This window comes from Streptomyces sp. B21-105 (assembly GCF_036898465.1).
Lineage (GTDB): Bacteria > Actinomycetota > Actinomycetes > Streptomycetales > Streptomycetaceae > Streptomyces.
This window is the reverse complement of sequence record NZ_JARUMJ010000001.1, coordinates 8083995-8096206: the sequence shown is the minus strand read 5'-3', so window position 1 is coordinate 8096206 and position 12212 is coordinate 8083995. Positions and strand designations below refer to the sequence as shown.

Below are 12212 nucleotides of genomic sequence, written 5' to 3'. Positions count from 1 at the left end.
GGTGGCGTGTGGCTCGGTCTCCGCGGAAAACGCGTTGATCGGGATCATCCGATCAGCAGACTTGACCCATGACCGGACGCGATCCCAAGGCCGACCTCCAGACCTACCTCCAGGACGCCCGCGACGTACTGATGTGGAAGCTGGAGGGCCTGTCGGAGTACGACATACGGCGCCCCGTGACGCCCACCGGCACGAACCTGCTGGGGCTGGTGAAGCATCTCGCGGGCGCCGAGGCGTTCTACTTCGGGGCGGCCTTCGGGCGGCCCTTCGCCGGCACCCCGCTGTGGATCACGGTGGACGCCGAGCCCAACGCGGATCTGCGGGCGCGGGCCGACGAGACGCGGACGGAGATCACCGGGCTGTACCGGCGGGCCTGCGCGCACGCGGACGCCACGATCGCGGCCCTGCCGCTCGACGCGGTCGGCCGGATCCCCGGCGACGCGGGCACCGAGCTCACCCTCCATCACAGCCTCGCCCACATGATCGCCGAGACACAGCGGCACGCCGGCCACGCCGACATCGTCCGGGAGCTGATCGACGGGGCGACGGGCCAGCGCAGGAGCGGCGCGAACACCGCGGACGGGGATCCGGCGTGGTGGGCGGCGCACCGTGAGCGCGTCGAGCGGGCGGCACGGGACGCCGACGGGCCCGCGTAGCGGCTTACCGCTCCGTCACCTTGCCGTCCGCGACCTCCAGGCGGCGGGTGACGTGGACCGCGTCCAGCATGCGCCGGTCGTGGGTGACCAGCAGGAGGGTGCCCTCGTAGGCGTCGAGGGCCGACTCCAGCTGTTCGATGGCCGGCAGGTCGAGGTGGTTGGTCGGCTCGTCGAGGACGAGGAGGTTGACGCCCCTTCCCTGGAGCAGCGCGAGAGCGGCACGGGTGCGCTCGCCGGGCGACAGGGTGGCCGCCGACCGCATGACGTGGTCGGACTTCAGGCCGAACTTGGCCAGCAGGGTGCGCACCTCGACGGGTTCGGTGTCGGGGACGGCGGCACGGAACGCGTCCAGCAGCGCCTCCGCGCCGTGGAACAGCGCCCGCGCCTGGTCGACCTCGCCGACCAGGACGCCCGAACCCAGGGCCGCGTGTCCGGCGTCCAGCGGGACCCGGCCGAGCAGCGCCCCGAGGAGGGTGGACTTGCCCGCGCCGTTCGCGCCGGTCACCGCGACCCGGTCGGCCCAGTCGATCTGCAGCGTCACCGGACCGAACGTGAAGCCGCCGCGGCGCACCTCCGCGTCGCGCAGCGAGGCGACGACCGCGCCGGAGCGCGGGGCGGCCGCGATCTCCATGCGCAGCTCCCACTCCTTGCGCGGCTCCTCGACGACCTCCAGGCGCTCGATCATGCGCTGGGTCTGCCGCGCCTTCGCGGCCTGCTTCTCGCTGGCCTCGCTGCGGAACTTGCGGCCGATCTTGTCGTTGTCGTTGGCCGCCTTGCGGCGCGCGTTCTTGACGCCCTTGTCCATCCAGGAGCGCTGGGTCTGCGCCCGGTCCTGGAGGGCGGCCTTCTTGTCGGCGTACTCGTCGAAGTCCTCGCGGGCGTGCCGGCGGGCCACGTCCCGTTCCTCCAGGTAGGCGTCGTAGCCGCCGCCGTAGAGGTTGATCTGCTGCTGCGCCAGGTCCAGTTCGAGGACCTTGGTGACCGTGCGGGTGAGGAACTCGCGGTCGTGGCTGACGACGACCGTGCCGGCGCGCAGCCCGGTCACGAACCGTTCGAGGCGCTCCAGCCCGTCCAGGTCGAGGTCGTTGGTCGGCTCGTCGAGCAGGAAGACGTCGTAGCGGGACAGGAGGAGGGAGGCGAGGCCCGCGCGGGCGGCCTGGCCGCCGGACAGGGAGGTCATCGGCCGGCCGAGGTCCACGCCGAGCCCCAGCGAGTCGGCGACCTCCTCGGCGCGCTCCTCGAGGTCGGCGCCGCCGAGGTCGAGCCAGCGCTCCAGGCTGGTCGCGTAGGCGTCGTCCGCGCCCGGCGCCCCGTCGACCAGGGCCTGGGTCGCCTCGTCCATCGTGCGCTGCGCCTCGGCGACGCCGGTGCGGCGGGCGAGGAAGTCACGGACGCTCTCACCGGGGCGGCGCTCCGGTTCCTGGGGCAGATGGCCGACGGTCGCGGTCGGCGGGGACAGCCTGAGCTCGCCCTGCTCGGGCGCGGTGAGCCCGGCGAGCAGCTTCAGCAGGGTGGACTTGCCCGCGCCGTTGGCGCCGACCAGCCCGATCACGTCCCCGGGGGCGACCACGAGGTCGAGCCCGGAGAAGAGGGAGCGGTCGCCGTGCCCGGCGGCGAGGTTCTTGGCGACGAGAGTGGCAGTCATCAGACAGCAGATCCTAGCTTCCGTGCGCGTGCGGCGCCCGGGGCGCCCGGGTCCCCGTCCGGCGGGTGCCCGAACGTCGACGCCGCGGGCGTCGTCGTCCCGTCCGGTCGCCGATCCGAGGCGTGGTCGGTCAGCGTCCGGGCGTGGACACTCGGGTGGACGGTGAGGTCGTCGTGGTCGGAAAGGCCGCGATGTCGGGGCCCGTGAACTCCTGTCCGGCATGCGGCGGTTGTGGGTAACGCGTCGTACAGACACTGCGCGGAGAGCGGGGGCGGCCATGGCTGCTGCCGGCCGGGTCAGCGGGCGCTCGCCCGTGTCAGCAGCTCGGCGCGGGACATCGCGGCGCTCTCGGTGGCCGGCACCGTGCACGCGTACGCCCCCGCCAGTGCCCCGAACTCGGCGCACCGGCGGGGCGGTTCGCCGTGGAGTCGGCCGAACAGGAACGCGGCGGCGAAGGCGTCGCCCGCGCCGTTGGAGTCGACCACCGGTCCGGGCGGGGCGACGGCGGGGACGTGGGTCAGCTCGCCGCCCGCCAGCAGATACGCTCCCTCGGCTCCGGCGGTGGCGACGACCGCTTCGGCGCGGCCGCGCTCGGCGATGCGGCGCATGGTCGCCCGAGGGTCGGTCAGGGCTGTCGCGGAGACGAACACGATGTCCGCCTCGTGGGCGAAGGCCGCCTGGTAGGGGTTCTCGCCGTCCCAGTTGTGCAGGTCTGTGGAGATGCCGACGCCCGCTTCGCGCAGTACGGGCAGCGCCTCGGCGCAGGGTTGCGTGATGGACACGTGCGCGTGGCGGCTCGCCGCAGCGAGGTCGCGCAAGGTGTCCTCGGGGAAGCGGTCGCCGGGTCGCCCGCGGCTGGTGTCGTACAGCGACAGCCGCCGGCCGTCCGGGCTCACCAGGTTGACCGCGCGCTTGGTGCCGGCGGGCTGCGGGACCGCGGTGAGGGCGATGCCGTGCTCGGCGTGGAGGGCGCGGACCAGGTCGCCCTCGGGATCGTCGCCGAGGAAGTCGAGATGGTGGGTGCGCAGGCCGAGGGCGGCGAGGCCGAGGGCGACGAAGTCGCCGGTCTGGCCGGCGCGGGCGCGGATCCCGCTGTCGATCAGGTAGCTGTCGGCGTACGGGAGCGGCAGCTGCGGCACGTACACGATCGTGTCCACGCCGGCCCCGCCGAGAACCAGCACGTCGATGGCGTCGCCCCGGACATGAGTGATCTCCGACATGACGCCACGGTAGGCGACGCCACTGACATCGAGGCCGCCCACAGGTGAACCGGTACGCAGGTGAACCGGTACGCAGGTCCGTCGGTCCGTCGGTCGTGCCGCCGTCGCGGGTTTCACAGCACCGGTGTGACAGCGATACTGCTGCACATGACGAGCGAGACCGAGGAGCCGGCCCTCACGGTCGACGAGCTGGCCGCGCGCGCCGGGGTCACGGTGCGCACGGTGCGCTTCTACGGCACGAAGGGGCTGCTGCCGCCGCCGGTCATCGGACCGCGCCGGGTGGGGCGTTACGGGGCCGCGCATCTCGCGCGTCTGGCGCTGATCGAGGAACTGCGCGGGCAGGGGCTGACGCTGGCGGCGATCGAGCGCTACCTGGAGCGGCTGCCGCCCGGTCTGGACGCCCACGACCTCGCCGTGCACCGGGCCGTGGTGGCCTCCTGGGCGCCGGACGCGGAGGAGACGGTGACCCGGGAGGAACTGCAGCGGCGGGCGGGGCGCACGCTCGGCGAGGAGGATCTGGACCGGCTCGTCGCGATGAACGTCGTACGCCGCGACGACGACGGCTACGGGGTCGACCCCGGCCTGCTGCGGCTGGGGGTCCGGCTGCTGGACGTGCCGTTGTCGCCGGAGTCCATCCGCGCGGCGCGCGCCGTCCTGCTCCACCATGCGCGCGCGGCGGCCCACGAGCTGTCGCGGCTGCTGCGCGAGGAAGTGCCGGAGCGCGACGCGCGGGCGGTGCGGTCGCTGTCGGCGCACATGCAGCCGCTGGTCGTCCAGGCGCTGCTGACGGCCTTCCAGCGCTCGCTCACGGAGGAACTGCGGGAGTGGCTCGGGGAGCCGCCGGCGGACGGCTCCCCGTGACGGTCCGGGCGTTCAGCGCGCGTCCGTGAAGGTCTCCTCCCGTCGCGCCTTCTCCACCAGCAGGGCGGGCGGGGTGAAGCGGTCGCCGTAGCGTGCGGCGAGCTCACGCGCGCGGGACACGAAGCCGGGGAGTCCGCCGTCGTAGCCGTTGATGTACTGGAGGACGCCGCCGGTCCAGCCGGGGAAGCCGATGCCGAAGAGGGAGCCGATGTTGGCGTCGGCCACGGAGGTCAGGACGCCCTCCTCGACGAGCCTGACGGTGTCGAGGGCCTCGGAGAACAGCATGCGCTCCTGCATGTCCTCGAAGGGGATCTCGGCGCCCGCGCGGGTGAAGTGCTCACGCAGTCCCGGCCACAGACCTGCCCGCTTGCCGTCCTCCCCGTACTCGTAGAAGCCGGCGCCGCCACTGCGGCCGGTGCGGCCGAACTCGTCGACCATGCGGTCGACGACGGCCTCGGCGGGGTGCCCGGTCCAGGTGCCGCCGGCCTCCTCCACGGCCCGCCTGGACTCGCCCCGGATCTTGCGCGGAAGGGTGAGCGTCAGCTCGTCCATGAGGGAGAGCACCTTGGCGGGGTAGCCGGCCTGCGCTGCGGCCTGCTCCACGGAAGCGGGCTCGATGCCCTCGCCGACCATGGCGACGCCCTCGTTGATGAAGTGGCCGATCACCCGGGAGGTGAAGAAGCCGCGCGAGTCGTTGACGACGATCGGCGTCTTGTTGATCTGCCGCACCAGGTCGAAGGCGCGTGCGAGCGCCTCGTGGCCGGTGCGCTCGCCCTTGATGATCTCGACCAGCGGCATCTTGTCGACGGGCGAGAAGAAGTGCAGCCCGATGAAGTCGGCCTGCCGCTCGACTCCTTCGGCGAGGGCGGTGATGGGCAGCGTGGAGGTGTTGGAGCACAGCAGGGCGTCGGGCGCGACGACCTGCTCGATCTCCTGGAACACCTTGTGCTTGAGGGCGGTGTCCTCGAAGACGGCCTCGATGACGGCGTCGCAGCCGGCCAGGTCGGCGGGGTCCGCGGTGGGCGTGATGCGGGCGAGGAGCGCGTCCGCCTTGTCCTGGGTCGTGCGGCCGCGGGAGACGGCCTTGGCACACAGCTTCTCGGAGTAGGCCTTGCCCTTCAGCGCGGCCTCCAGGGAGACGTCCTTCAGGACGACGTCGATACCCGCGCGGGCGCACGCGTAGGCGATGCCGGCGCCCATCATCCCGGCGCCCAGGACGGCGGCCTTGCGGACCGGGCGGGGTGCGACGCCCTTGGGGCGGCTGAGGCCCGAGTTGACGGCCTGGAGGTCGAAGAAGAACGCCTGGATCATGTTCTTCGACGTCTGTCCGGCGGCCAGCTCGACGAAGTAACGGGCCTCGATCACCTGTGCGGTCTCGAAGTCGACCTGGGCGCCCTCGACGGCCGCGGCGAGGATGTTGCGCGGCGCGGGGTAGGGGGCGCCGTTGGTCTCCTTGCGCAGGCTGGCCGGGAACGCGGGCAGGTTGGCGGCGAACCGGGGGTTCGACGGGGTGCCGCCCGGGATGCGGTAGCCCGGCCGGTCCCAGGGCTGCTGCGACTCGGGGTTCGCGTCGACGAAGGCGCGGGCCTTGGCGAGCAGTTCGTCGTGCGTGGTGGCGACGTCGTCGACCAGGCCGTTCTCCAGGGCGCGCCGCGGGCTGTACTGGGTGCCCTTGAGGAGGACCTTCAGGAGGGCGTCGGTGATGCCCAGCAGCCGGACCGTGCGCACCACACCGCCGCCGCCGGGGAGCAGACCGAGGGTGACCTCGGGGCAGCCGATCTTCGAGCCGGGCGCGTCGAGCGCGATGCGGTGGTGGCAGGCGAGGGCCAGTTCGTAGCCGCCGCCGAGGGCCGCGCCGTTGAGGGCGGCGACGACGGGCTTGCCGAGGGTCTCGATGCGGCGGAGGTTGCGCTTGATCTCCAGTCCGCCGTCGAGCAGTTCCTGGGCCGTGTCCGGGGTGACGCGGATCAGGTCGCGCAGGTCGCCGCCGGCGAAGAAGGTCTTCTTGGCGGAGGTGAGGATGACGCCCCGGACGGAGTCCTTCTCGGCCTCCAGGCGGTCGGCGACGGCGGCCAGGGATGCGCGGAAGGCCGCGTTCATGGTGTTCGCGGACTGGTCGGGGTCGTCGAGGACAAGGGTGACGAGGCCGGTTCGGTCCTGTTCCCAGCGGATGGTGGTGCTCTGTGTCATGACGGGGTCTCCGTAGAAGTCTGTGGGTTCCGCTGGGGTGGTCAGACGCGCTCGACGACGGTGGCGATGCCCATGCCGCCGCCGACGCAGAGGGTGGCGAGGCCGTAGCGCTTGTCCTGGCGCTCCAGTTCGTCGACGAGCGAGCCGAGGATCATCGCGCCGGTGGCGCCGAGCGGGTGACCGAGCGCGATCGCGCCGCCGTTGACGTTGACCTTGTCCAGAGACAGGCCCATGTCCCTGACGAAGCGCAGGACGACCGCGGCGAACGCCTCGTTGATCTCGACGAGGTCGATGTCGTCGATGGTCAGCCCGGCCTTCGCGAGGGCCTTGCGGGTGGCGGGCGCGGGGCCGGTGAGCATGATCGTCGGCTCGGAGCCGGAGACGGCCGCGGAGACGATCCGCGCGCGCGGGGTGAGCCCGTGGCGCTCGCCTGCCTCCCTGGTGCCGATGGCGACCAGGGATGCGCCGTCGACGATGCCGGAGGAGTTGCCCGCGTGGTGGACGTGGTCGATCTTCTCCACCCAGTGGTACTTCTGCAGCGCCACGGCGTCGAAACCGCCCAGTTCGCCGATGTCGGCGAAGGACGGCTTCAGCTTGGCGAGGGAGTCCGCGGTCGTGCCGGGGCGGGGGTGCTCGTCGTGGTCGAGGACGACCAGTCCGCTGCGGTCCTTCACCGGCACCACGGAGCGGTCGAAGCGGCCCTCCTTCCAGGCCGTCGCCGCCCTCTCCTGCGACAGGGCGGCGTACTCGTCGACGTCGCGCCGGGAGAAGCCCTCGATGGTGGCGATGAGGTCGGCGCCGATGCCCTGCGGCACGAAGTTGACGCCCAGGTTGGTCATCGGGTCGTTGAACCAGGCACCGCCGTCCGAGGCCATCGGCACCCGGGACATCGACTCCACGCCGCCCGCGAGGACGAGGTCCTCCCAGCCCGAGCGGACCTTCATGGCGGCCAGGTTGACGGCTTCCAGGCCCGAGGCGCAGAAGCGGTTCTCCTGCACGCCCGCCACGGTGTCGGGCAGGCCGGCGGCGATCGCGGCGGTGCGCGCGATGTCGGAGCCCTGGTCGCCCACGGGGCTGACCACGCCGAGCACGATGTCGTCGATCCCGGCCGGGTCCAGGCCGGGGAAGCGGTCGCGGAGTTCGTGGATGAGGCCGACGACGAGGTCGATGGGCTTTGTTCCGTGCAGGGAGCCGTTCGCCTTGCCGCGCCCGCGCGGGGTGCGGATCGCGTCGTACACGTACGCTTCGGTGCTCACTGGTGGGCCTTTCGGGAGGGTGGGCCGGGCCGGGCGGGGTCAGTCGCCCCGGGCCGCGGTGTTCGGGAGGGGCTGTTCGAGGTCGGGCGCGAGCTCGGGTATGTCCCCGTCGGGCAGGTCCCAGTCACGGGCCACCTGGTGGGTGTCGGCGCCGGGCAGGGCGGGTCCGGTGCGCACGGCCGTGGGGGTCGCGGAGAACCGGGGCGCGGGGGCGGGCTGGGTGATGCCGCCGTGGTCGGTGAAGGTGCCGCGGGCCGCCAGGTGCGGGTGGTGCGGGGCCTCGCGCAGCGACAACACCGGCGCCACGCACGCGTCGGAGCCCGCGAAGACCGCCGTCCACGCGTCGCGGGTGCGGGTGCGGAAGCGGGCGGCGACGGCCTCGCGCAGCTCTGGCCAGCGCGTCGGGTCCGTGCGGGCGTCACGGAACTCCGCAAGGCCGAGGAGGTCCACGAAGGCGTCGTAGAACTGCGGTTCCAGCGCGCCAACGGTCATGTACCCGCCGTCGGCGGTCTCGTAGACGCCGTAGTACGGGCAGCCGCCGTCGAGCAGGTTGGCGCCGCGCCGGTCCTGCCAGCCGCCGGCCGCGAGCATGCCGTGGATCATCGAGGAGAGGTGGGCGGCGCCGTCCACGATGGCCGCGTCGACGACCTGGCCGACGCCGCTCACGCGCGCGTGGTGCAGCGCCGCGAGGACGCCGACGACGAGGTAGAGGGAGCCGCCCGCGTAGTCGCCGAGCAGGTTGGCGGGGGCCGGCGGGGGCGCGCCCGGGCGGCCGATCAGGCCCAGGGCTCCGGTGACTGCGATGTAGGCGATGTCGTGGCCGGCGCGCTGGGCGAGCGGGCCCTCCTGGCCCCAGCCGGTCATCCGGCCGTAGACCAGACGGGGGTTGCGGGCGTGGCACTCTGCGGGGCCGACGCCGAGCCGCTCGGCGACACCCGGCCGGTTGCCCTCGATCAGCACGTCGGCGCGGGCGGCGAGGTCGAGCACGCGCGCGGGCCCGTCCGGCGCCTTGAGGTCCACGACCACCGAGCGCTTGTTGCGGTTGGTGACGTCGTACTCCGGGTCGATGCCGAGAGAGGGGCCGCCGGGCCGGTCCACCCGGACCACGTCGGCGCCGAGGTCGGCCAGCAGCATGCCCGCGAAGGGGCCGGGGCCGATCCCGGCGAGCTCCAGCACGCGCACGCCGGCCAGCGGGCCGTGCCCGGTCGTCCGTCCCGTCGTCATCCGGCCCCCTTGCTGTGACAGAACTGATGTAACACCAGTGATGCTATGAACGTGTCCCCGCGGACACAAGAGCCGGACGAGCAAGCGCTTAGGTCAGGTCGCGGCCGGTTCGCGGCGCGTCGACCGACGGCTCAGCGCCTTTCCAGCTCCGCTATGAGCCGCCGGGGAGCGATCGTGCGGTAGCTCTCCTCCACCCAGTCGCAGAGCAGCTCGGCCTCGGGCGCGCCCTTCTCCCCCAGCGGGAGGCGCACCCAGCCCGACCTGCCGAGGCCGTATCCGGCGGGCTCGGCGCCGGGGGCGGCCAGCGCGTGGCCGTGCGCGGTCTCGTCCGTGAGCTTGACGGTGACGCCGAGCGGGTGACTGCCGTCGTCGACGCCGAGGAAGACGAACACCTTCTTGTTCACCTTGGCCACGCTCCCGCCCCACGGGAACTCCTCCGCCGCACCCGGCAGTCCGAGTGCGAACGCGCGCACTTTCTCCCACTTCCTCAGGGCGTCGCGGTCCACGGTCACCTGCTGCCTCCGGGCTCGTCGTCGGCCTCCGCACCCCTCACGCTAGCCTCAGCCACCGACAGCGGCACGGGCTGCACCGCGAAGGGATGTCATGAGCAGGCTGAAAATGACCGACCGTCCGTACGACATCGTGCTCTTCGGGGCGACGGGCTTCGTGGGAACGCTCACCGCGGAGTACCTCGCCGCCCATGCGCCCGCCGGGCTGCGCTGGGCGATCGCCGGGCGTGACGAGCGCAAGCTGGAGCGGCTGCGCGAACGGCTCGGCGTGGACGTCGGGGTGCTGCGCGCCGACGTCGCGGACCCGGCGTCCCTGCGCGCGCTCGCGGAGCACGCGCGCGTGGTGGCCACGACGGTGGGCCCCTATGTGCGCTACGGCGAGGACCTGGTGGCCGCCTGCGCGGACACCGGCGCCGACTACCTCGACCTCACCGGCGAGCCGGAGTTCGTCGACCTGATGTACGTCCGGCACGACGCACGCGCGCGGGAGACGGGGGCACGGCTGATCCACGCGTGCGGCTTCGACTCCGTCCCGCACGACCTCGGCGTGTACTTCACCGTCCGGCAGCTCCCCGAAGGCGTGCCGCTGACCGTGGACGGCTTCGTGACGGCCGACGCCTCCTTCTCGGGCGGCACCTTCGCCTCCGCGCTCGGCCAGTTCGCCCGTGGCCGCCAGATGCTGGCCGCCGCACGGGAACGGGGACGGCACGAGCCGCGGCTCATGGGCCGCCGGGCCGTCGCACCGGTGGGCGCGCCCCGGTTCGCGGGAGAGGTCGGCGCCTGGGCGCTGCCGCTGCCGACCATCGACCCGCAGATCGTGCTCCGGTCGGCCCGGGCGCTGCAGCGCTACGGCCCGGACTTCCGCTACCGGCACTACGCGGCCGTCCGGCGGCTGCCCGTCGCCGTGGGCGGCGTCGCCGCGGTCGGGACGCTCGCCGCGGCGGCCCAGATGCCGCCCGCCCGGCGCTGGCTGTCGGACCGGCTGGGGCCCGGTGAGGGGCCGAGCGCGCAGAAGCGGGCGCGGAGCTGGTTCTCCGTCCGGTTCGTCGGCGAGGGCGGCGGACGGCGGGTGTACACCGAGGTCGCGGGCGGCGACCCCGGCTACGACGAGACGGCGAAGATGTTCGCCGAGGCGGCGATGGCGCTGGCCTGCGACGACCTCCCGCCGGCGGCGGGGCAGCTCACCACGGCGGTGGCGATGGGCGACGCGCTGACCGGGCGGCTGACCCGCGCGGGCGTCCGCTTCCGCGTCGCGGCGCGCCGCTGACCGGTGCGCCCGCGTCCTGGCGGTCGACTGCCGCCCTCAGAACGGCCACTGCACGAGCGTGTAGATCATCCCGACGATCCAGCCGAGGCCGGCCAGGACGGCGAGGATCAGCGCGACGTTGACGGCGCGCTCGACCGGGCGTCCCGGGGCGGCGAGGGGCTTCGGAGCACGATGCGTGGTGGTCATGCTGCCCAGCTTGCCGACGCGACGCCGGGCGTACATCCGTACGGGTACTCAGAGGGTGTACTCAGACCGCGTACCCAGGCAACGCTCGGACGGCGTACTCGGACGACGTGGTCAGCTGCGGACGGTGGCCTCCTGAAGGGCTCGCCGGCACAGCGAGTCGGCGCGGCGGGTGGTCTCCGGGAGCCGGAACCTGGGGGTGAGGGCGAGGGTGTGGGCGCAGGCGTCGTCCAGGGTGACGCGGTGGCCGACGGAGACGAACACCGGCTTCACGCCCGCCCGGGTGCGCAGCGCGCGCCCCACCTCCTCGTCGCCCGACAGCAGCGGGGACGCCGATCCGCGCGGGGCGTCCGGATCGGCGTAGGCGACGGCGAACGGGTTCTTGGCGACGCCGATGGTGGGCAGGCCGGTGAGCACCCCGAGGTGGCTGGCGAGGCCGAAGCGGCGCGGGTGGGCCAGGCCGTAGCCGTCGCACACCACCAGGCCCGGCCCGTGCGGCAGGGCCTCCAGGGCGGCGAGCACGGTGGGGATCTCGCGGAACGCGAGCAGTCCGGGCACGTAGGGGAAGGAGATCCGGCCGACGGCGGTGGCCTCGGCGACGACCTCCAGGCTCGCCGCGTCCAGCACGACGGCGGCCGCCGCGACGACGTCGCGCGCGTCGTCGTAGGCGACGTCGACCCCTGTCACGTGTCCGGCGCCCACGGGCGGCCCCGGCTCGAGCAGCACCCGCGCCCGCAGCTCGTCCTGGACGGCGCGGGCCTCTTCCTCGGTCGCGGGCCAGCCCGCGGGGATGCTGACGGTCGTCATGGTGAGGACGAGCGTACTGCTCCCGCGGGCGGGCCCGCGATCATGTTTCCTTCGCGGCCGGCGCCGGCGTCAGTCGCCGAGTGCGCGCTGCAACTGGCTCTTGTTCATGTCCGAACGGCCCTTGACGCCCCGCCGCCTGGCCTCCTCGTACAGCTGGTCGTAGGTGGGTCCCTGAGAACCCTTGCCGGACCGCTGACCGCCCCGCTTGCCGGACGACATGTCCTGGGTGGAGGTGCGGCTCGCGGTCTTCGACTCGCCGGACCGGGCGCGCTCCTTGTTGACCGTCCGCGCGGCGATCTCCTTCGCGCGGCCGGCGCTCTCTCCCCGGTCCTGCGCGCTCTCCTTGATGTGCTCGTACTGGCGCTCCCGCTTGGGGCTGGAACCGCGTGGCATG

Annotated in this window: 12 protein-coding genes; 3 read left to right on the top strand and 9 right to left on the bottom strand. The window is 73.4% G+C overall.

What is annotated here, in order from left to right; all coding sequences use genetic code 11:
- Positions 1-68 precede the first annotated feature (68 nt).
- The gene (locus QA802_RS36250) at positions 69-656 is read left to right on the top strand and encodes a DinB family protein (RefSeq protein ID WP_334531906.1); all 588 of its coding nucleotides are present in this window, start codon (positions 69-71) and stop codon (positions 654-656) included.
- 4 nt (positions 657-660) lie between these two features.
- Here QA802_RS36250 and QA802_RS36245 read toward each other — a convergent pair whose 3' ends face one another.
- Positions 661-2301, bottom strand: coding sequence for an ABC-F family ATP-binding cassette domain-containing protein (locus QA802_RS36245; RefSeq protein WP_334531904.1), 1641 nt, complete (start codon positions 2299-2301; stop codon positions 661-663).
- Between the two features lie 296 nt (positions 2302-2597).
- Positions 2598-3521, bottom strand: a complete 924-nt coding sequence (locus tag QA802_RS36240; protein WP_334531902.1) for a PfkB family carbohydrate kinase — start codon at positions 3519-3521, stop codon at positions 2598-2600.
- Positions 3522-3668: 147 nt separating this feature from the next.
- Here QA802_RS36240 and QA802_RS36235 point away from each other — a divergent pair, with 147 nt between their 5' ends.
- Entirely contained in the window at positions 3669-4382 is a 714-nt protein-coding gene (locus tag QA802_RS36235) for a MerR family transcriptional regulator (protein ID WP_334531899.1), read from the top strand.
- 12 nt (positions 4383-4394) lie between these two features.
- On the opposite strand, the gene QA802_RS36230 is transcribed toward QA802_RS36235, so the two are convergent.
- The 4 genes from QA802_RS36230 to QA802_RS36215 all read right to left on the bottom strand — a co-directional run bounded on the left by QA802_RS36230 (position 4395) and on the right by QA802_RS36215 (position 9564).
- Positions 4395-6572, bottom strand: coding sequence for a 3-hydroxyacyl-CoA dehydrogenase NAD-binding domain-containing protein (locus tag QA802_RS36230; protein WP_334531896.1), 2178 nt, complete (start codon positions 6570-6572; stop codon positions 4395-4397).
- A 41-nt stretch (positions 6573-6613) separates the two neighbouring features.
- On the bottom strand, positions 6614-7828 hold the full coding sequence (locus tag QA802_RS36225) for an acetyl-CoA C-acetyltransferase (protein WP_334531894.1): 1215 nt from the start codon (positions 7826-7828) through the stop codon (positions 6614-6616).
- Positions 7829-7867: 39 nt separating this feature from the next.
- Positions 7868-9052, bottom strand: coding sequence for a CaiB/BaiF CoA transferase family protein (locus QA802_RS36220; protein WP_334531892.1), 1185 nt, complete (start codon positions 9050-9052; stop codon positions 7868-7870).
- Positions 9053-9183: 131 nt separating this feature from the next.
- The gene (locus QA802_RS36215) at positions 9184-9564 is read right to left on the bottom strand and encodes an MmcQ/YjbR family DNA-binding protein (RefSeq protein ID WP_334531889.1); all 381 of its coding nucleotides are present in this window, start codon (positions 9562-9564) and stop codon (positions 9184-9186) included.
- A gap of 91 nt (positions 9565-9655) precedes the next feature.
- On the opposite strand from QA802_RS36215, the gene QA802_RS36210 reads away from it, so the two are divergent.
- Positions 9656-10828, top strand: a complete 1173-nt coding sequence (locus QA802_RS36210) for a saccharopine dehydrogenase family protein (protein WP_334531886.1) — start codon at positions 9656-9658, stop codon at positions 10826-10828.
- A 36-nt stretch (positions 10829-10864) separates the two neighbouring features.
- Here the strand turns inward: QA802_RS36210 and mmpA are convergent, their stop codons facing one another.
- The 3 genes from mmpA to QA802_RS36195 all read right to left on the bottom strand — a co-directional run bounded on the left by mmpA (position 10865) and on the right by QA802_RS36195 (position 12211).
- Complete coding sequence (gene mmpA, locus QA802_RS36205) at positions 10865-11014, bottom strand: morphogenic membrane protein MmpA (protein WP_334531883.1); 150 nt, start codon at positions 11012-11014, stop codon at positions 10865-10867.
- Between the two features lie 111 nt (positions 11015-11125).
- Positions 11126-11818, bottom strand: a complete 693-nt coding sequence (locus tag QA802_RS36200) for an endonuclease V (protein ID WP_334531880.1) — start codon at positions 11816-11818, stop codon at positions 11126-11128.
- A gap of 69 nt (positions 11819-11887) precedes the next feature.
- Positions 11888-12211 (bottom strand): plasmid stabilization protein, encoded by a 324-nt coding sequence (locus QA802_RS36195; RefSeq protein ID WP_319171672.1) that lies wholly within the window; start codon positions 12209-12211, stop codon positions 11888-11890.
- Position 12212: the final 1 nt, after the last annotated feature.